At 71.6% G+C, this 19,280-nt stretch carries 20 protein-coding genes; 10 read left to right on the forward strand and 10 right to left on the reverse strand.

All coding sequences use genetic code 11. The annotated features are described in order from the left end of the window. The first annotated feature begins 48 nt into the window (after nucleotides 1-48). The gene (locus tag LDL49_RS03685; protein ID WP_225289434.1) at nucleotides 49-1,539 is read left to right on the forward strand and encodes a carboxyl transferase domain-containing protein; all 1,491 of its coding nucleotides are present in this window, start codon (nucleotides 49-51) and stop codon (nucleotides 1,537-1,539) included. Between the two features lie 20 nt (nucleotides 1,540-1,559). Here LDL49_RS03685 and LDL49_RS03690 read toward each other — a convergent pair whose 3' ends face one another. From LDL49_RS03690 to LDL49_RS03720, 7 genes are read right to left on the reverse strand one after another with little or no spacing between them, the layout of a single operon-like run. Beyond that, a complete protein-coding gene (locus LDL49_RS03690; protein ID WP_225289435.1) occupies nucleotides 1,560-3,563 on the reverse strand; it encodes a hypothetical protein in 2,004 nt (667 codons plus the stop codon). Next, nucleotides 3,560-4,057 (reverse strand): SigE family RNA polymerase sigma factor, encoded by a 498-nt coding sequence (locus LDL49_RS03695; RefSeq protein WP_225289436.1) that lies wholly within the window; start codon nucleotides 4,055-4,057, stop codon nucleotides 3,560-3,562. The genes LDL49_RS03690 and LDL49_RS03695 overlap by 4 nt, the downstream gene beginning before the upstream one ends. 33 nt (nucleotides 4,058-4,090) lie before the next feature. Then, nucleotides 4,091-4,486 carry a UCP033725 family protein gene (locus LDL49_RS03700; protein WP_225289437.1) on the reverse strand — a complete coding sequence of 132 codons (396 nt, stop codon included), beginning with the start codon at nucleotides 4,484-4,486 and terminating at the stop codon, nucleotides 4,091-4,093. Further along, nucleotides 4,483-4,929 carry a hypothetical protein gene (locus LDL49_RS03705; RefSeq protein WP_225289438.1) on the reverse strand — a complete coding sequence of 149 codons (447 nt, stop codon included), beginning with the start codon at nucleotides 4,927-4,929 and terminating at the stop codon, nucleotides 4,483-4,485. Before LDL49_RS03705 ends, LDL49_RS03700 begins: the two co-directional genes overlap by 4 nt. Nucleotides 4,930-4,938: 9 nt before the next feature. Next, nucleotides 4,939-5,730, reverse strand: coding sequence for a carbon-nitrogen hydrolase family protein (locus tag LDL49_RS03710; RefSeq protein WP_225289439.1), 792 nt, complete (start codon nucleotides 5,728-5,730; stop codon nucleotides 4,939-4,941). Continuing rightward, nucleotides 5,690-6,622, reverse strand: coding sequence for a DUF418 domain-containing protein (locus LDL49_RS58170; protein WP_225289440.1), 933 nt, complete (start codon nucleotides 6,620-6,622; stop codon nucleotides 5,690-5,692). The genes LDL49_RS03710 and LDL49_RS58170 overlap by 41 nt, the downstream gene beginning before the upstream one ends. Continuing rightward, a complete protein-coding gene (locus LDL49_RS03720; protein WP_225289441.1) occupies nucleotides 6,619-8,337 on the reverse strand; it encodes an alpha/beta fold hydrolase in 1,719 nt (572 codons plus the stop codon). The genes LDL49_RS58170 and LDL49_RS03720 overlap by 4 nt, the downstream gene beginning before the upstream one ends. A 25-nt stretch (nucleotides 8,338-8,362) precedes the next feature. On the opposite strand from LDL49_RS03720, the gene LDL49_RS03725 reads away from it, so the two are divergent. From LDL49_RS03725 to ahpD, 3 genes are all read left to right on the forward strand, one after another. Continuing rightward, complete coding sequence (locus LDL49_RS03725; protein ID WP_225289442.1) at nucleotides 8,363-9,529, forward strand: pyridoxal phosphate-dependent aminotransferase; 1,167 nt, start codon at nucleotides 8,363-8,365, stop codon at nucleotides 9,527-9,529. Between the two features lie 121 nt (nucleotides 9,530-9,650). Further along, complete coding sequence (locus LDL49_RS03730) at nucleotides 9,651-10,202, forward strand: peroxiredoxin (RefSeq protein WP_225289443.1); 552 nt, start codon at nucleotides 9,651-9,653, stop codon at nucleotides 10,200-10,202. A 37-nt stretch (nucleotides 10,203-10,239) separates the two neighbouring features. Further along, nucleotides 10,240-10,776, forward strand: a complete 537-nt coding sequence (gene ahpD / locus LDL49_RS03735; protein ID WP_225289444.1) for an alkylhydroperoxidase, AhpD family — start codon at nucleotides 10,240-10,242, stop codon at nucleotides 10,774-10,776. 122 nt (nucleotides 10,777-10,898) lie between these two features. Here the strand turns inward: ahpD and LDL49_RS03740 are convergent, their stop codons facing one another. The 3 genes from LDL49_RS03740 to LDL49_RS03750 all read right to left on the reverse strand — a co-directional run bounded on the left by LDL49_RS03740 (nucleotide 10,899) and on the right by LDL49_RS03750 (nucleotide 13,866). Next, nucleotides 10,899-12,014 carry an FUSC family protein gene (locus LDL49_RS03740; RefSeq protein ID WP_225289445.1) on the reverse strand — a complete coding sequence of 372 codons (1,116 nt, stop codon included), beginning with the start codon at nucleotides 12,012-12,014 and terminating at the stop codon, nucleotides 10,899-10,901. 81 nt (nucleotides 12,015-12,095) lie between these two features. Next, complete coding sequence (locus LDL49_RS03745; RefSeq protein ID WP_225289446.1) at nucleotides 12,096-13,166, reverse strand: FUSC family protein; 1,071 nt, start codon at nucleotides 13,164-13,166, stop codon at nucleotides 12,096-12,098. Between the two features lie 34 nt (nucleotides 13,167-13,200). After that, nucleotides 13,201-13,866, reverse strand: coding sequence for an alpha/beta fold hydrolase (locus tag LDL49_RS03750; protein ID WP_225289447.1), 666 nt, complete (start codon nucleotides 13,864-13,866; stop codon nucleotides 13,201-13,203). Nucleotides 13,867-14,006: 140 nt separating this feature from the next. Here LDL49_RS03750 and bar point away from each other — a divergent pair, with 140 nt between their 5' ends. From bar to aroB, 6 genes are all read left to right on the forward strand, one after another. Further along, nucleotides 14,007-15,104, forward strand: coding sequence for a barbiturase (gene bar, locus LDL49_RS03755; protein ID WP_225289448.1), 1,098 nt, complete (start codon nucleotides 14,007-14,009; stop codon nucleotides 15,102-15,104). Nucleotides 15,105-15,169: 65 nt separating this feature from the next. Beyond that, nucleotides 15,170-15,715, forward strand: coding sequence for an SseB family protein (locus tag LDL49_RS03760; RefSeq protein WP_225289449.1), 546 nt, complete (start codon nucleotides 15,170-15,172; stop codon nucleotides 15,713-15,715). Between the two features lie 10 nt (nucleotides 15,716-15,725). After that, entirely contained in the window at nucleotides 15,726-16,361 is a 636-nt protein-coding gene (locus LDL49_RS58175) for a prepilin peptidase (protein ID WP_225289450.1), read from the forward strand. Nucleotides 16,362-16,404: 43 nt separating this feature from the next. Beyond that, the gene (gene aroC / locus LDL49_RS03770; protein ID WP_225289451.1) at nucleotides 16,405-17,586 is read left to right on the forward strand and encodes a chorismate synthase; all 1,182 of its coding nucleotides are present in this window, start codon (nucleotides 16,405-16,407) and stop codon (nucleotides 17,584-17,586) included. Continuing rightward, nucleotides 17,583-18,083, forward strand: a complete 501-nt coding sequence (locus LDL49_RS03775; protein ID WP_225289452.1) for a shikimate kinase — start codon at nucleotides 17,583-17,585, stop codon at nucleotides 18,081-18,083. The genes aroC and LDL49_RS03775 overlap by 4 nt, the downstream gene beginning before the upstream one ends. Next, nucleotides 18,080-19,156: a 3-dehydroquinate synthase gene (gene aroB, locus LDL49_RS03780; protein ID WP_225289453.1), complete on the forward strand. Its 1,077-nt coding sequence runs from the start codon at nucleotides 18,080-18,082 to the stop codon at nucleotides 19,154-19,156. Before LDL49_RS03775 ends, aroB begins: the two co-directional genes overlap by 4 nt. Nucleotides 19,157-19,280: the final 124 nt, after the last annotated feature.

Consider the following 19,280-nt stretch of genomic DNA (forward strand, 5'->3'; position numbering starts at 1 on the left):
GGCGCTCTCGTGCGTCAACATTCCAACATCGCCGGTTAGTAGGGAGCCATGGTGAGCCGTCCGGACGCGCGCACACTGATCGACACGGTCCTCGACGCGGGATCGTGGAAGTCGTGGGACGCGCCGCCCGCCGATCCGGTGACGCCGGGCTCCTCCTACGCCGACGAGCTGGCCGCGGCCCGCGCCAAGTCCGGTTACGACGAGTCCGTCATCACCGGCGAGGGCCTGCTCGACGGGCGCCGGGTCGCCGTGGTGGTCTCGGAGTTCTCGTTCATGGCCGGGTCGATCGGGGTGGCGGCGGCCGAGCGGGTCGTGGCCGCGGCCGAGCGGGCCACCCGTGAGCGGCTGCCGCTGCTGGCCGCGCCCGCATCGGGCGGCACCAGGATGCAGGAGGGCGCGCTCGCGTTCGTGCAGATGGTGAAGATCACCGCCGCGGTGCAGGCGCATCGCGCGGCGGGCCTGCCGTTCCTGGTGTATTTGCGGCATCCGACGACCGGCGGGGTGTTCGCGTCGTGGGGCTCGCTCGGGCATGTCACGGCCGCGGAGCCGGGGGCGCTGATCGGGTTCCTGGGGCCGCGGGTGTTCGAGTCGTTGCACGGCTATCCCTTCCCCGAAGGCGTACAGGTGGCGGAGAACCTGCACGAGCACGGGCTGGTCGACGCGGTGGTGTCGGCCGAAGACGCGCGCGGGGTGGCGATCAGGGCGCTGTCCGTGCTGTGCGCCGAACGTGCCGGGCTGGTCGCCGGCGAGCCGCCCGAGGAGGACCTGCGGCCGGTGGAGGCGTGGGAGGCGATCACCCGCTCGCGCCGCGACGACCGTCCCGGCGCGCGCACGCTGCTCAAGCTGGCCGCCACCGACGTGACCCCGCTCACCGGCAACGGCGCGGGCGAGAACGAGCCGGGCCTGCTGCTGGCGCTCGCGCGGTTCGGCAGCGCGCCGGCCGTCGTGCTCGGCCAGGACCGGCGCAGGGCCCGGCCCAGCTCGCCGCTCGGCCCCGGCGGGCTGCGGATGGCCAGGCGCGGCATGCGGCTGGCCGCCGAGCTGGGGCTGCCCCTGGTCACCGTGATCGACACGGCGGGCGCGGCGCTGTCGAAGGCGGCCGAGGAGGGCGGGCTGGCCGCGGAGATCGCCCGCTGCCTGGCCGACCTGGTCATGCTCGACGCGCCGACGGTGTGCCTGCTGCTCGGTGAGGGCGCGGGCGGCGCGGCGCTTGCCCTGCTGCCCGCCGACCGCGTGCTGTGCGCGCAGCACGCGTGGCTGTCGCCGCTGCCGCCGGAGGGGGCCTCGGCGATCCTCTATCGCAGCGTGGACTTCGCGCCGGAGATCGCCCAGCAGCAGCGGGTGCGGGCCACCGATCTGCGGCGCGACGGGATCGTCGACCGGGTGATCCCGGAGGTGCCCGACGCCGCGTACGAGCCGCGCGCGTTCTGCGAGCGGGTGGGACGGGCGCTGGAGTACGAGATCGCCGGGCTGCTGGCGCGGAGCCCGGCGGACCGTCGAGTGGCCCGCCAGGCCCGCTACCGCAACCTGGGCGGCTAGCCTGGGGCTCGCCAGGCTGGTTACCGCGAGGGCTCCTTCGGCTCGTACGTCCAGAGCACGCGGCCGTCGGCGCCGTAGCCGGTGAGCCGTACGCCCGGCCAGAACAGCCCCTGCTTGGTAGCCGCCTCGGGAACCGGCCCGGCGAACAGTCGCACGCCCTGCCCCCAGGGGTCGGGCACCGTGCTCGCGGTGGCGTGTCCGCCGTCCTTGAGCGTGATATCGACTTTGGCCGTGCCGGGCAGGGTGAAGCCGTACCACTGCCCCTTATGGGACGACCATTTCAGCGGGAGCTCCGGGGCGGCGATCATGTCGCTCAGCTTCCCGCCCGGAGCGGGCTGGAAGGAGCCGGGCTGTTCCTTGCCGTCCTTCGTCCACTTGACGCACGCGTCGGCGTACAGGTGGGCGGTGAGCCCGCCGGCGAAGACGTGGCCGGCGTCCAGGGGCTTCTTGTCGTCCCAGCACCAGGAGCGCTGCCTCGACTCGACCTGTTCGAGTTGCTTGCCTCGCACCTTGTACACGAAGGCGCCGAGCTTGGCGTCGCGCGGGTACCTGACCCACCACACGGGCGCGGGCAAGTCCTTGCCGCGCATCAGGGTGGCGGGGAGGCGACGTCCGTCCTCCATCACCGCCTCGATGGACAGCCAGTCGTCCTCAGCCGCGCCGAAGGCGAGGAAGCTGCCAGGCAGCGGCAGATAGGTCTGCACCTTGCTGCTGGAGAACCGGCCGAACGGGGGTTCGGGCCGCACCGGGGTGCAACTGCTCGGGTTGTTGCTGTTTGAGCCGGTACCGCCGGTGGCGCACAGCTGCAGGCCGTCCTCGTAGGGCTGCGTGCCGAACGAGAGCCGTACCGGCCCGTTGCTGAAGTCGTCGGTTCCGGGGACGGTGATGGGCTCGCCGGTCCGCTTGAAGTTCGACTTCGTCGATGAGGGGCGGGGTGGGAAGTCCTTGCGCCAGAGCTGCTTGCCCGTGGCGTCGTAGCCCGCCACCCAGCCGCCGGGGGTCCAGTCGAGCGGCGCTAGGCGTGCGAGGGTGAACAGGTTGCGGCCGAGGTTCCACGGATCGGGGCTGCCCTCCAGGGTGATCGGGGCGTCGGAGCCGGTCGCCAGCTGGATCTTGGCGGTGTCCCTGCTCGCGGCGGTGAAGATCAGGCCCTCATCGGTGAAGAGCATCGGCACGGGGTCCGGCGTCGGATCCTTCGTGTCCAGGTTGATCCAGCCGATTTCTTTGCCCTGGCGGAACCAGAAGATCCGGCGGCCCTGGACCTTGTAGTCGTAGGGGCGCACGGTGACCGCGCCGGGCAGCCGCAGCGCCTGGCCGATCGGTGTGCCTCTGCTGCTCTCGTGGATGAGGGACTTGGGCGACTGGTCCGTGCCCTGCCTGCCCTTGGCGTCGGTGAATTCCACCTTGGCCACCCGGTCCGCGGCCGACAGCGCCAGCGTCCAGATGACCATCGGGGCGCCCTCCGACCGATGCAGCGTCGCCTCCACCCGCCTGCCGTCCGTCAGTACGGCCGTGACCTTCGTCACGTCGGTCATGGACAACCCGTAGTCCATATAGGCGGACGGAGTGTCGCTCCGGGTGGTGCCCTCGTACGTGCCGCCACCTTCGAAGACCTCGGCCGTGCCCAGGTCGTGGCACGAGCCGAAGGGATCGCCGTCCACGGCCTGGGCGACCTGGCACACCAGGGGAACGCCGTCCTGGTTCCGCGCGAACCACAGGCGCAGCGGCTTGCCCTGCGCCGGGTCGTCCACCACCACCTGCTCGCCGGCCGCCGTCTTGTCCTGCATGAGCTGCTTGTAGACCTCGTCGGGGTCGCTCGCGCTGTTTCGGCCCAGGCCCCCGTTGAGCAGGATGGGGATGAAGACGGCGAGCAGCGCGATGGGCAGGGCGGCGAGCAGCCACCGCCCGCGCGGCACCGGCGGGGGAGTGCGGCGCTGGACCTTGAGCCAGGCGTTCGGATCGGCCTCGTAGGTCTGGGCTTGGGCGTCGAGTGCCGCCCGCAGGCGTGCTTCCAGATCGCTCACTGGTCCTCCTCCTTCAGCGCCTTGCCCAGCGCGGCCAGGGCCCTGCTGGCGTGGGTCTTGACCGAACCCGCCGAGACGCCCATGACGTCGGCGATCTCGCGTTCGGACAGGTCGAGCCAGTAGCGCAGGACGAGGGCCTCGCGCTGCCTGCGCGGGAGGCGGTCGAGCGCCGCGAGCAGCTCGCGGTGCTCCTCGGCGACGATCACCGCCTGCTCGCTGCTGCGTTCATGCTCGGGAGGATCGGGGCGGCGCAGCCGGACCAGCCTGAGGTGGCGCAGGCGGTTGCGGGTGAGGTTGCAGACGATCGTGCGCAGGTACGACACGGCCGCCCCGTCGTCGCGCAGCCGTCTGGTGTGCAGCCGGGAGAACGCCTCCTGGGCGATGTCCTCCGGGTCGTCGGCGCCGAGCAGGCCCGCCAGCCGTACCAGGGGATGGTAGTGGGCGGCGAACAGCTCGGCGAATGACGGCTGCGCCATGGTGGAGGAGTCGATCACAGTACAGAGACACCCAAGGCGGGCGTCGGTTGACTAGGGGACGGGAATCCGTTCGACGCGGATCGAGAAGACCTCCTCGCGAGGCACCACGACCTCGTAGGCGCCGTGGTCGACCATCCAGTAGCCGAGCGCCTCCGCCTTCATGCCGCTGTGGCCGGTGTAGGCGATGTGCAGGCCGTCGTCGTCCTCGTCGAGCACGATGCACGGCTCGCCGCCGAACGCGCCGACCGTGCGGATCAGCACCAGCCAGTCGAGCTCGGCGCGGCCGACAGTGCGCCGCCAGTAGCCGGAGGCCGGTTCGAACCCGTCGAGCTCCTCCTCGCTGAACAGCACCACCTGGTCGCTCTCCGGGCCGAGCGCGGCGGGCAGTGTGCGCTCGGCGAACCGCGCGACGAAGCCGGCGGCTACGGGCGTGATGTCGTCACTCATGCGGCGGGCCGCCAGGTGAGCCCGTCGTAGGCGGCGAACGGCCGCTCATGTTCGGGGGTGATGTGCACGATCTGCGCGCCCGCGGGGATGGGGATCGGTGTGGTGTGGAACTGCGGGACCACGTGCTCGCGCGAGGTGGTGAACCCGTTTCCCGCGAACGGTGGCGCGTCGCTCCAGTCACCGCCCATATGCGGTCCGTACGGAACGGCGTAGGTGTCGGCGTCGCGGGCGTACCAGCGCATGACATAGAGCTCGGGCACGTCGGCCGTCAGCTCCGATCCCTCGAACGAAAGGTCGAGTCCGTAGTAGAGCTGTCTGGGGGTCGTCAGCCGGACGCAGTCCTGGAGCCGGTAGACGTAGCCGGAGATGACCGTGCGTTTACCCGAAAGGTATGGCACGAGCAGACGCGGCGGGACGACCTTCTGCATCTGCGTTCTGCTCACTGTTCTACTTTACGATCGCTTGATACCTAGTACGCGATGTTCGAGGCACGGCAGGGCGGTCCTGGCCGCGGCGGTCACCTCCGGGTCCACCTCCACGACCTGAATGCCCGGATTGGTGCCCAGATCGGCGCGGACTACACCGAGCGGGTCGGCCAGCATGCTGCGGCCCACCCCGAAACCGTCGGTCGACTCGGCCGGATTGGGTGCCTGGCCGACTGCGGCGGTCCATGTCGTGTTCTCCAGCGCCCGCGCCCGGACCAGCGTGATCCAGTGGTCCTCCTTGAGCGGGCCCGATCCCCACGCGGCGATGACCGCGAACAGCTCGGCGCCCTGGTCGACCAGTGCTCTGGCCAGCTCGGGGAACCGGACGTCGTAGCAGGTGATCAGCCCGACGCGTAGTCCGGCCAGCTCCACCACGGTGGGCTCGCCGCCCGGGGCGACCAGCTCGGACTCCTTCGCGCCGAAGGAGTCGAACAGGTGGATCTTCCGGTAGGCGGCCTTGACGGAGCCGTGCGCGTCGATGGCCACGGCGGTGTTGTGCACCCGGCCGGGGCCCGGCTCGAACACGCCGGCGATCACCGCGATGCCGTGCTCGCGGGCCGCCTGCGCCACGCCGGAGACGAACGGCCCGTCGAGCGGCTCGGCCAGGTCGGTGATGCGGCTGCCGTAGCGGGTCAGCGTCGCCTCGGGGAAGATCGCCAGGTCCGCGCCTTCGGCCCTGGCGAGCGCTTCGCGGACCCTCTTGAGGTTGGCCGGCGGGTCAGGAGACACCGGGATCTGGCAGAGGGCGATTCTGGTCACGGCCCGACTCTAACCGGTTGGGCACCCCTCGAAACCAGGTCAGGCATCGCCAGATCCACTCGAGTGGGCCGTACCTGAACCTCGACAGCCACCACGCGCTGAACGGCACCTGTACGGCCAGCGTCGCCACCGTGACCACGAGCACCCACCAGCGCGTCGGGTCGCTCTTGAGCAGGTGGCCCGCTAGGGAGATCACCAGCGTGCCGGAGATGTAGTTGGTCAGCGCCATCCGCCCGAGCGGCTCCAGCACCGCCGACAGCGGCGCCGACCACCGGGTCCGCAGGGCCAGCAGCAGGCCGGTGGAGTAGGCGGTGGCCCCGGCGAGCGCGGCCGTGCTGTAGACGGTCCAGTTGTGGTTGGTGGTCCAGGCGGCGGTGAGCAGGGCGGAGGCCAGCGCGCTGACCGCGAAGACCGGCAGCAGCAGCCGCCCGGACGGGCGCGACTCCATCAGCGCCATGCCGAGCAGGAACAGCGCCGGGATGAGGATCGGCCCCGCCCCGACCCACACCGCCCACACGACCGTGGCCACCCCGAGGATCACCATGGGCAGCCCGCCGGCCAGGAACGAGGCGGGCAGCAGCACCAGCGCCCCGAACGCCGCGTAGGCCGTCAGCACCTCGCCGCTGTAGAAGGTGCGCTGGAGCAGCCCGAAGCACAGCAGCCAGAACAGCCGGCGCACCAGCACCCACCGCCCGGCCCGCTCCAGGACCAGGACGAAGCTGATGCCGAACAGCAGCGAGAAGATCGGATAGAACCGGCTCTGGAACAGCGCGTCGATCGTCCAGTCGATGCCGTTCTTGGGCTCGTGCACGGCGTGCTGCCAGGTGTTGACCAGCATGATGCCGCCCACCGCGAAGCCGCGGAGCGCGTCGAGCTCTCGGATACGCCTCACAGGATCCAGGCGAACCACCATACGAGGAATCCGGCCGCCGTGACGGCGGCCACCGCCTGCGGCCAGCCCCGGCGCAGCGCGAGCGCGCCGAGCGTGAGCACGGCCGAGCCGACCGCCACCCAGGTGTACGGCCAGACCGAGGCGGGCAGGCCGACGGCCAGCGCGGTCTCGTTCTCCTTGAGCATGCCCCACACCGCCGCCCCGGCCAGCCCCGTGAACGCCGTCCCCGCCAGCCCGGCGAAGGCGGCCACTGCCCGGCCCTTCAGCGCGCCCGCGACCAGCTGGACCAGCGACACCAGCGCGAACAGCGCGAACGGGGCGGCCAGCCAGGGCGACAACGAGATCTGGTAGGAGGCGCCGGTCACCCGTACGTCGCCCGGGTTCAGCCGCGGGTAGACGGCCGCCTTCTCGGGCGAGCACGGTGCGGCCGCCCCGCCTGACGGGGTGTCGACGAAGGCCAGGATGTGGCGGCGGGCGCAGCCGTTGACCAGGAACACCGCGTGGCCCGTGCCCGCGAACTCCACGAAGCGGGCGTTGGGCAGGCTCTTGGCGGCGGGCTCGCTGGTCCTGGTCGGCGTCGTGGGGTCGTACTGGCCGCCCACCACGAGCACCGGGGCCTTCGTGGTGGCGTTGACGGGTGCCGACTTGGGAAGCTTCCAGGCATCACACACCGCTTTGTCACTATTTACGGTGAAAAGTCGGGATTTTGTGGTGAATGTGTTGAACGGGACCTCGTCCTGGCACTGCACCGCGTGATACAGCCCGAACTCGTGCGAGACCAGTGCGTCGCCCACCTCGTCGGCGAGCGGGCGCAGCAGCTCGTCGTCGCCCTTGCTCAGGGCGTCGATCATCGCCGGCGCCACGGCGAGCACGTCGGCCTCGTGCAGCGCCTCCGCCATGATCGTCGAGACGTCGTCGCCGGTCAGGCGGGCGGCGAAACCGGTGCCGAGCAGCGGGTCGGTGGTCGGCACCCGAGCGGGGCGGGCGTTCAGCCGCGTCACCATCGCCTCGAACGGCTCGCGCAGGCCCAGCTTGGTCACGGTGTCGGTTAAATTGCGGTCGGCGTCGTCGTACCAGCCGACCTTCTCCGGCAGGTACGAGTCGAGCACCACCGAGCGCACGCCCGCCGGATCGGCGGCGGCCACGTCCATCATGACCCGGGTCGAGTAGCTGACCCCGAACAGGTTCCAGGTGGGGTAGCCGAGTGTCTTGCGCAGCTCGACGACGTCGGCGGCGATCTCCTTGGTGTTGTAGCCGCGCAGGTCCACGCCCTGCTGCGCGAGGCGCTCGCGGCACTTCAGCGCGGCGGCGCCGACGTCGGCCGACGGCTCGCGCAGCCGGTCCAGCATGGCCTCGGCCGTCTCCGGGCAGCCCAGCGTCGGCTGGGAGTATTTGCTGCCGCGCTGCTCCACGGCCACCACGTCACGGTCGGGGAACATCTGGCTCAAGAACCCCGTCAGCTGCATCGACGCCGAGGCCGGGCCGCCGCTCATGTAGACGACCGGGTCGGGCTTGCGGTCCTTGGCCGTCGAGGCGTGCACGGCGTAGCCGACCTTGATGACCTTGCCCGGCGTGTCCCTGCGCTCGGGGACGACCAGGAAGCCGCAGGTCGTATGGTCGGGCATGACGACGGGACACGCGCTTTTCTCGACACCGCCCGGACTCATGACGGGCGGCGCGGAGAGGGCAAGTGCCAGGAGGACCCGAATGATCACGGGACGAGACTAATAGTGTGGGGCCGTGACGGAACCACTTGTATCCCGGATGCGCGCCTTCGGCACGACGATTTTCGCGGAGATGAGCGCGCTGGCCGTACAGACCGGCTCGATCAACCTGGGCCAGGGATTCCCCGACACCGACGGGCCCGCCGCGATGCTCGACCGGGCGGTGCAGGCCATCGTGTCCGGCGCCAACCAGTACCCGCCCGGCCCCGGCGTCCCGGAGCTGCGGCAGGCCGTCTCCGAGCACCGGGCCGACCACTACGGCCTCGACTACGCGGCCGACGGCGAGATCCTGGTGACGGTGGGCGCCACCGAGGCGATCGCGGCCGCCGTCCTGGCGCTGTGCGAGGCGGGCGACGAGGTGATCGCCTTCGAGCCCTACTACGACTCCTACGCCGCCTCCATCGCGCTGGCCGGGGCCCGGCTGGTCGCGGTGACGATGCGGCCCGTGGAGGGACGATTCACCTTCGACCCGGACGAACTACGCGCCGCCGTCACGCCGCGTACCCGGGCGATCCTCGTCAACTCCCCGCACAACCCGACCGGGACCGTGTTCACCCGCGCCGAGCTGACCGTCATTGCCGAGCTCTGCCAGGAGGCCGGGCTGATCGCGATCACCGACGAGGTGTACGAGCACCTGACGTTCGACGGCGTCGAGCACATCCCGCTGGCGACGCTGCCCGGCATGCGCGAACGCACGGTGATGATCTCCTCGGCAGGCAAGACGTTCTCCGTCACCGGATGGAAGACGGGCTGGATCTGCGCGCCCGCCTCGCTGATCACGGCGGTGCAGACGGTCAAGCAGTTCCTCACCTTCACCGCGAGCGCGCCGTGGCAGCTCGCGGTCGCGTACGGGCTGCGCAACGAGCTGGAGTGGGTGTCGGCGCTCTGCGACGGGCTGGGGCACAAGCGGGACCGGCTGATGGAGGGGCTGACGGCGGCCGGGTTCGAGGTGCTCAGGCCGTCGGGGACCTACTTCGTGCAGACCGACATCCGGCCGCTGGGCTTCGAGGACGGGCTGGAGCTGACCCGGCGGCTGCCGGAGCTGGTGGGGGTGGTGGCCATCCCGACGCAGGTCTTCTACGACCACCCCGAGCGGGGCAGGCACTTCGTCCGGTTCGCGTTCTGCAAGAAGGACGAGGTCATCGACGAGGCGGTCACCCGGCTCAAGCGCCTGTCGGCCTAGCCGACACTCGGAAGTGTAGTTGTTCGGCTACAGCGAGAAATGAGCGCAGGTGAGCTAGGGTAGGAGCCCCTCCCCGACAGGGATCATCTCTGGGCCCCGACCCCCCGAAGGAGACGAGATCGTGCTCACCGTTGGTGACCGCTTTCCCGAGTACGCGCTCACGGCGTGCGTCGGCCTCGACCCCGAGCGGGCGTTCGCGGAGATCGACCACAAGACCTACGAGGGCAAGTGGCGCGTGGTGTTCTTCTGGCCGAAGGACTTCACCTTCGTCTGCCCGACCGAGATCGCCGAGTTCGGCCGGCTCAACGGCGAGTTCGCCGACCGCGACACGCGGGTGCTCGGCGTCTCCGTCGACTCCGAATACGTCCACCACGCCTGGCGCAAGCACCACGACGACCTGCGTGACCTGCCGTTCCCGATGCTGAGCGACGTCAAGCGCGAGCTGAGCGGCGCGTGCGGGGTGCTCGGCGACGACGGCGCGGCCAAGCGGGCCACGTTCATCGTGGATCCGCACAACGAGATCCAGTTCACGATGGTGACCGCCGGATCCGTGGGCCGCAACGTCAAGGAGGTCCTGCGGGTCCTCGACGCCTTGCAGTCCGACGAGCTGTGCCCCTGCAACTGGAGCAAGGGCGAGGCCGGTCTCGACGCGCGGAGGCTGCTGGCCCAGTGAGTGAGCGGATCTACGGACACGGCCGGCCGGAGGGCTCATGAGCATCGACGAGCTGAAGGCGGCGCTGCCCGGCTACGCCAAGGACATCAGGCTCAACCTGGGCTCGATCACGACCACCTCGCCGCTGACCGACCAGCAGCTCTGGGGCACGGTGCTGGCCGCCGCGCTGGCCACCAGGTCCGGGCGGGTCATCGCCGCGGTCTGCGCGGAGGCCGCCGGCAAGCTGTCGGCCGAGGCGTTCACCGCCGCCAAGGCCGCCGCCTCGATCATGGCGATGAACAACGTCTACTACCGGGCCACCCACCTCATCGGCGACGAGACGTACGCGACGCTGCCCGCCCGGCTCAGGATGACCGTGATGGGCGATCCGGGTGTGGACCGGGGCGACTTCGAGCTGTGGTGCCTGGCGGTCTCCGCGATCAACGGCTGCGGCCGGTGCCTGGAGTCGCACGAGCGGGTGCTGCGCGGCTCCGGCCTGCCGCGCGAGCACATCCAGGAGGCGCTGCGCGTGGCCGCCGTGATCAACGCCACCGCCGCCACCCTCGAAGCCGAAGCGGCCCTGATCACGCTCTGACGGCCGCCGCTCTGACGACTGCCGCTCTGACGGCTGCCGGTCGGCTGGTGGCCGGTCGGGCGGTCGCCGTCCGCGCTTCCGTGGCGGAGGTGGGCTCTCCGGGTGTCCACCTCCGCCACGGTTCAGCCCTTGGCGCTCTTGGTGTCGTTCGGGTCCTCGACCTGCGGCGCGTCCAGCGGGGTCAGCGTCGCCGTCGCCTCCTCGTGATCCATCCCGGTCGCCTGGAGCAGGTCCACGGCGATGGAGCGCAGCTGCGCGATGATGACGTGCGCCGAGAAGCCCAGCCGTTCGGGGCGCTCCCGCGCCGCGACGGCGAGCAGCGCCTGCCGGGCCAGCATGGGCTCGCGTCCGGCCGCCAGTTCGAGCTGGAGCAGCAGCGCCGCCTCCGACACCTCGCGCATCGCCTCGGCCAGCGAGGTCGGCGGCGGGCTCGTCTCGCCCAGCGCCGCCAGCGTCCGGCGGGCCAGCACCCTGGCGTTGCGCAGCGCCAGGTCCACCGGCACGGCCACGGTCTCGTACCTGGCCAGCCGGCCACGGCGGTGCCAGTGCAGCGGCGAGATCAGCGTGATCTCCTTGCTGGTCTCCACCGCCCGCTCGAACTCCGCGACCGCCGCCTGGGTGTTGCGCGCCTCCTCCAGCGCCTCGGCGGCCAGGTCCACGTCGCGCTTCTCGATCGCCTCGGCGGCCCGTTCGAGCACCGTGGACAGCGCGTCGAGCACGCCCGACAGGTGCTTGGCGGCGATCGTGAAAGGGCTGGCGGGCAGCAGCGCCGCCGTGGCGATGCCGATGACGCCGCCGGTGAGCGCGTCGGCCATCCGGTCCCAGCCCCCGGCGCCGTCCGCTGGCACCAGCGCGGCCACCAGCACCGCGGACGACCCGGCCTGTGCCACGAAGAGCGCCCCGCTGTTCAGCAGCACCGCGGCGGTCATGGCCAGCGCGACCACCAGCATGATCTGCCAGGCGCCCGAGCCGATCCAGGACACCAGCAGGTCGCCGACGCCGACGCCGAGGCTGACCCCGACCACGAGCTCGGCCACCCGGCGCAACCGCTGCCCGAGGCCCACGCCGACGCAGATCAGCACGGAGATCGGCGCGAAGAACGGGCGAGGGTGGTCGAGCAGCTGGATGGCGACGGTCCACGCGAGCGCCGCGCCGACCGCGCACTGCGCGATGGAGGGCGCCATCAGGCCGAACCCGCTCAGCCGTTCCCGTACATGATCGCTGAGCCTCGTTCGCACCCCTCTACCTTGGCGGATCTTTGTGACATTAAGGTCACATTGCCCGTATTCGGGCGTGTCAGGACCGCGGTGATCACCGCGTCAGGGGACATCCTCTTCGCCCGTGTCCAGGGGCGGGAGGGCGGACATCGCCTGCTCGCGGTCGCCGCCGCTCGCCTGGAGCAGGTCCACCACGATCGACCGGAACTGCGCGACCATCACCCCGGCCGAGAACCCCCAGCGCTCGTTCTCCCCCTGCCGAGACGCCACCGCCAGGATCGCCTCGCGGGCCCGATCCGGCTCGTGCCCCTGGGCCAGCTCCTCGCGGAGCAGCTGGGTCGCGTCGGCCAGGTCCCGCAGCGCGCCCGGCATCCAGGCGGGCGGCGGGCTCTGCCCCTCGAGGGCCACGACGGCCCGCCTGGCCAGTACCCTGGCGTTCCTGACCGCGTGATCGAGCGGTACGGCGGCCCTCTCGTACCCCTCCAGCCGGTGGCGGCTCTGCCAGTGCAGCGGTGAGATGGTGGCGATCTCCCAGCTGGTCCCCAGCGCCTGCCGGAACGTGTCCACGCTCGCCTGCGTCCCCCGCGCGGCCTCCAGCGCCTCGGCCGCCAGACCGGGATCGGACCCCTCGATCGCCTCCGCGATCCGCCGCAGCGCGTCGGCCAGCGCCTCGAACATCCCCGATGCCTGCTTGGCCACGAGGGCGAACGGGCTGGCCGGCAGCAGGGCCATCGCGATGATCCCCATGACGCCGCCGACCAGCGCGTCGAGCATCCTGTTCACCCCGCCGGTGCCCGTCGGGGGCAGCAGGGTGGCGACGAGTACGGCCGAGGACCCGGCCTGCAGGACGATCAGGGAACCGCTGTCCAGGAGCACGCCCACGGCCATCGCCAGCGCCACCACGAGCGCGATCTGCCAGGCGCCCGAGCCGATCCAGGACACCAGCACGTCGCCGACGCCCACGCCGACGCTGACCCCGACGACCATCTCGACCATCCGGCGCCGCCGCTGCCCGAGACCCACGCCGATGCAGATGATCACCGCGATCGGCGCGAAGAACGGGCGGCTGTGCCCGAGGACGTCCTTGGCCACCAACCAGGCCAGTGCCGCCGCCACGGCGCACTGCCCGATCGTCGGCATCATCAGCGCCAGCCTGCTGAGCCGCCGTTTCACCTGCACCCACCCTGGCCTACCCAGCTTGAGGCGCTCAATCGGCAAGGAACTCGTCCACGGCCCGCAGGAACGCCGCCCGGGCGGAGACGTGGATGAGATGCCCGACCTCGATCGTGACCAGCTTGGCCCCCGGAATCCGCGCGGCCACCGCCTCGACGTCGAGGTGACTGGCGCCCGACAGCACCAGCGTCGGCGCGGTGATCGAGGCGAGCCCCTCGGCCCACGCCGGATCGGGCGCGAGGAACTGCCGCTCGGTCTCGTGCACCATCCGCCAGTCGAAGCCGGGGGACTCGCCGTCCTCCACGATCGGCGGGCGGTTCTTCATCGCGTACGGCGGCGCCGGATCCTCCAGGACCAGCCGCTCGACGCGGTCGGGCCACGTCATGGCCACGAGATAGCCCACCGCCCCGCCCAGCGAGTGCCCCACCAGCGTCGCCCGCTCGAAGCCCAGCTCGTCCAGCAGCGCGACGACGTCCCGCGCCATGTCGGCCAGCGCGTACGCGCCCGGGTAGTCGCTGGCGCCGTGCCCCCGCAGGTCGATGGCGAAGACGTGATAGCGGGCGGCGAAGTGCTGGGTGATGCCGTTCCAGTCGTTGTGGTCGGCGGTCCGCCCGTGGATGAGCACCAGCGGGGGAGCGGCCGGGTCTCCCTCCTCGCGATAGACGAGCTTGATCCCGTTGACGTGCGCTTCGCGAATCACACCGGTGACCCTATCCCCGAGGCCGGCCGCCACGTTGGGCAGAGATTGCCGGTGAGAGCCCGATCGGCTGGTGGATAGCGTGTCCTGCGTGCCGCCGGGGTACGTCTGGGAGTCGCGGGAATCATCGAACAGGGGTTGAGATGCCGGATCCGATAGAAGTGCGCAAGGTGCCGATCGAGAGCGTGACGGACGCCTCCGGCCTGGCACGGCTGATCGACGACGGGGTGATCGAGGCGCACCGGGTGCTCGCGGTGATCGGCAAGACCGAGGGCAACGGGGGTGTGAACGACTACACCCGGATCCTGGCCGACCGGGCCTTCCGCGAGGTGCTGGCGGCCAAGGGGCATCCGGCGCCGGAGACCGTACCCCTGGTGTGGTCCGGAGGGACGGACGGCGTGCTCAGCCCGCACGCCACCGTGTTCGCCACCACCGACCCGGCCGGCGCGCCGCGATCGGATGAGCCGCGCGTGTCGGTCGGCGTCGCGATGAGCGACGTGATCCTCCCGGAGGACATCGGCCGCCCGGCGATGGTGGAGAAGGTCGCGGCCGGGGTGCGCGAGGCGATGAAGATCGCGGGCATCGACGACCCGCGCGACGTCCACTACGTGCAGACCAAGACGCCCCTGCTCACGCTGGCCACCATCACCGACGCCAAGAGCCGCGGCCAGGACACCGCCATCGAGGAGACCGGCCCCTCCATGGACCTGTCCAACTCCACCACGGCCCTCGGCATCGCCGTCGCCCTCGGCGAGATCGCCCCGCCGCGAGCCGATCAGATCCACAAGGACCTGTCCCTGTACTCGTCGGTGGCGTCGTGCTCGTCGGGGGTCGAGCTGGACCGGGCGCAGATCGTGCTGGTGGGCAACGTACGGGGGATCGGCGGGCGCTACCGGATCGGCCACGGCGTGATGCGGGACGCCCTGGACGCCGACGGCATCTGGGACGCGATCCGCGACTCCGGCCTTGCGCTCCCCGAGCGGCCGCACCACACCGACCTCGGCGACCGCCTGGTGAACGTCTTCATGAAGTGCGAGGCCGACCCGTCCGGCCGGGTCAGGGGGCGGCGCAACATCATGCTCGACGACTCCGACGTGCACTGGCATCGCCAGATCAAGGCCACGGTGGGGGGAGTGGCGGCGGCGGTCACGGGTGATCCGGCGGTGTTCGTCTCGGTCGCCGCCGTCCACCAGGGCCCGTCGGGAGGCGGCCCGGTCGCCGCCATCGCCGACCTGGGATAGGAAATGCTCGGGGCGTGTGGCCGCGCGTCTGACCGTAGGCCGGGTCGCGGGTAGTCTCGGGCGTTGTGCCCAGTATTCCGCAGCCCCTCGACCCCGGCGACGACGGCACGGCCGCGCCCGCCGTGGCCGCCGCCCTGGCCTCCTACGAGCGCGGCGCGGCGGACGCCACCGAGGTGCTCAACGCCCTGACCGGCGCCCGGCTCCTGGTCCCCGTGGTCGCCCTGCTGACCGAGTCCGAGGTGGGTGAGCACGGGCTGCGCCAGGAGCACCGGTTGCGAAAAGAGAAGGAGAGCGAGATGGCGCTCCCCAAGCTCGTCGGCAAGGACGGCAGGGAGGCGGTGCCGGCGTTCACCGGCGCCGAGTCCCTGGCCAGATGGCGCCCCGACGCCCGGCCGATCCAGGCCACCCTGCTCCAGGTCTGCCGGGCCGCCGCCGGTGAGCGGGTCGCGGCGGTCGTGGTGGACGTGGCGGGGCCGGTGCCGTTCGTGATCGAGGGCGGCGTGCTGGAAGCGCTCGCCGCCGTCGAGTCCGGCACGCTCGACGAGGTCTCCGGTGTGACCGTGGCCCACGTCGAGCCGGTACGCAAGCGCCGCTGGTTCTCCAGGAAGTAGTGTCGGCGGAGTGGTGGCACTCGTCGCGCTCCTCGGACTGATCGTCGGCCGCTACGTCAGGACGCTCGCCGGTTGCTTCGTACCGAACCCCCCGGACACCCGCGAGGAGGCCCGCGCCGCCCTGGCCGCCGTGCTGCGCACGGTGCCCGTGCCGCGCTGGCCGCCCGCCGTCGAGGTGGCCACCGCCGCCGTCGCCGCGCTCGTCACCTGGCGCGCGGGCCTGCCCTACGTCTACTTCGCCCTGGCCGGTACGGCCCTGGCCCTCATCGACTGGCGGACCACGAGGCTGCCCGACGTGATCACGCTGCCGTCGTACCCGATCCTGGCGCTGACCCTGCTGCCCACGGGAGAGCTGCCCAGAGCGCTGCTGGGCGCGCTGGCGCTGGCCGCCGCGTACGCCATGCTCTGGTTCGCCCGGCCGGCGGCGATGGGGCTGGGCGACGTCAAGCTCGCGGGGCTGATCGGAATGGCGACCGCGGCGATGAGCTGGCAGGCGTGGGTCGTCGCGGCCGTCGGCGGCCAGCTGTCAGGCGCCCTCTACGCCATCGTCCTGCTCGTCACCAGACGCGCCACTCGCGACACACAGTTCCCTTTCGGCCCGTTCATGCTGCTCGGCGCCTTCACGGCGCTCTGTCTCGGCCAGTGAACACCGGACATCCCACTAGGCGGCACGTGGAAGACTTGTACGCATGTTGCGCTGGTTGACCGCCGGAGAGTCCCACGGCCCCGAGCTCGTAGCCGTCTTGGAAGGCCTGCCGGCCGGGGTCGAGGTGACCACGGCCGCCATCGACGAGGCCCTGCGCCGCCGCCGGCTCGGCTATGGCCGCGGCGCCCGGATGAAGTTCGAGCAGGACCAGGTGACGATCGCCGGCGGCGTCCGGCACGGCCGCACGATGGGCAGCCCGATCGCCGTCCGCATCGGCAACACCGAGTGGCCCAAGTGGGAGAAGGTCATGTCGGCCGACCCGGTCGACCCGGCCGAGCTCGACGGGCTGGCCAGGAACGCGCCCAGGTCGCGCCCCCGGCCGGGCCACGCCGACCTGGCCGGGATGCAGAAATACGGCTTCGACGACGCCCGCCAGGTCCTCGACCGGGCCAGCGCCCGCGAGACCGCGGCCCGCGTCGCGCTCGGCGAGGTGGCCAGGCGCTTCCTCAAGCAGGCGCTCGGCGTCGACATCGTCAGCCACGTCACCTCCATCGGCGGCGCCCAGACGCCCACCGAGGATCTGCCGGGCCCAGGCGACCTGGAGCGCATCGACGCCGACCCCGTCAGGTGCGCCGACCCCGAGGGCAGCGCCGCGATGGTCGCCGTCATCGACCAGGCGCACAAGGAGGGCGACACGCTCGGCGGCGTCGTCGAGGTGCTCGCCTACGGCCTGCCGCCCGGCCTCGGCAGCTACACCCACTGGGACCGCCGCCTCGACTCCCGGCTGGCCGGGGCGCTCATGGGCATCCAGGCCATCAAGGGCGTGGCGGTCGGCGACGGCTTCGAGACCGCGCGCCGGCCGGGCTCGCGCGCCCACGACGAGATCGAATACACCGCGGCCGACGGCGTCAAGCGCATCACCAACCGCGCGGGCGGCGTCGAGGGCGGCATGACCAACGGCGAGATCCTGCGGGTCAGCGCCGCGATGAAGCCCATCTCCACCGTCCCGCGGGCGCTGGCCACGATCGACGTCAAGACCGGCGAGGCGGCCAAGGCGCACCACGAGCGGTCCGACGTCTGCGCGGTCCCGGCGGCGGGCATCGTCGCCGAGGCGATGGTCGCGCTGGTGCTGGCCGACGCGGCGCTCGAGAAGTTCGGAGGCGACTCCGTCGAGGAGGTCGCCCGCAACCTGTCCGGCTACCTCTCATCGATGGTGATCAAATGATCAAGGCCGTGCTGATCGGCCCGCCAGGGTCCGGCAAGACCACCCTCGGCCGCCTGCTGGCCGGCCTGCTCGGCGTGTCGTTCCGCGACACCGACGCCGACGTCGAGGCCGCCGCGGGCAAGCCCGTCGCCGACATCTTCATCGAGGAGGGCGAGGCCCGCTTCCGCGAGCTCGAGCTGCTGGCCGTACGTAAGGCGCTGGCTGAGCACGACGGCGTGCTGGCTCTGGGCGGCGGCGCGGTGCTCAACGAGGAGGCGCAGCAGCTCCTCGCCGGCCACCCGGTCGTCTACCTCCAGGTCGGCCTGTCCGACGCGGTCCAGCGGGTGGGCCTGGCCTCGGCCCGGCCGCTGCTCGTGCTCAGCCCGCGCAGCCAGCTGAAGAAGCTCATGGAGGAGCGCCGCCCGATCTACGAGCGGCTCGCCGTCCTGACGGTCGTGACCGACAAGCGCGAGCCCGCCGAGCTGGCCGAAGAGATCATGAAGGGGCTCCAGTCGTGAGCGCGACCAGGATCGCCGTCCGCGGCGACAGCCCCTACGAGGTGGTCATCGGCACCGGCGTGCTGCTGGAGCTGGCCGGGCTGTTCAAGCCGGGCGTACGCACGGTCGCGGTCATCCACCCGGCGGGCCTGCCCGAGATCTCCCGCCCCGTCTGCGAGGCGCTGTCCGGCGCCGGATACGACGTGGTGGAGCTGCCCGTGCCCGACGGTGAGGCGGCCAAGTCGATCGAGGTGGCCGCCGAGCTCTGGTCCGCCCTCGGCCGCTACGGCGTGACCCGCTCCGACGCCGTCGTGGGTGTCGGCGGGGGAGCCACCACCGACCTGGCCGGGTTCATCGCCGCGACCTGGCTGCGCGGCGTCCAGGTGGTGCTGGTGCCGACGACGCTGCTGGCCATGGTCGACGCGGCGGTCGGCGGCAAGAACGGCATCGACACCCCCGAGGGCAAGAACCTCGTCGGCACCTTCCTGCCTCCGGCGGGCGTGCTGTGCGAGCTGAGCACGCTGTCGAGCATGCCGCGTGCCGACTACGCGGCCGGGCTCGCCGAGATCATCAAGGGCGGCTTCATCGCCGACCCCACCATCCTCATGCTGGTCGAGGACGACCCCGAGGCCGCCGCCACGCCCGAGGGGCCGCACACCCGCGAGCTGATCGAGCGGAAGATCCAGATCAAGGCCGACGTCGTCGGCGCCGACCTGCGCGAGGCCGGGCTGCGCGAGATCCTCAACTACGGTCACACGCTCGGCCACGCGATCGAGCGGGCCGAGCACTACACCATGCGCCACGGCGAGGCCATCGCCATCGGCATGGTGTTCGCCGCCGAGCTGTCCAGGCTCGACGGGCGCATCGGGATCGACCTGGTCGAACGCACCCGGACCATCCTCACCTCGGTCGGCCTGCCCACGACCTACCGGGCCGACGCGTGGCCGCAACTCCGCGACCACATGCGGCTCGACAAGAAGAACCGGGGCGCCAAGCAGCGCTTCGTCGTGCTCGACGGGCTGGCGAAGCCGGGGCGCCTGGAAGGGCCGTCCGAGGAGCTCCTGGAGGCCGCTTACCGGGCGGTCGGCCGGTGACGCCTTTCCCCCGATCGTCTTTCCTCAACCGCCTTCCGCTCCATTGCTTTGCCCGCGAGTCGGGGTGGCGTCGGGCGTGGCGGCGGGGTTCGCACTACAGTCAGATGTCCTGACGCACCACGGC

This window comes from Nonomuraea aurantiaca (assembly GCF_020215705.1).
In the GTDB taxonomy this organism is placed as follows: Bacteria; Actinomycetota; Actinomycetes; order Streptosporangiales; family Streptosporangiaceae; genus Nonomuraea; species Nonomuraea aurantiaca.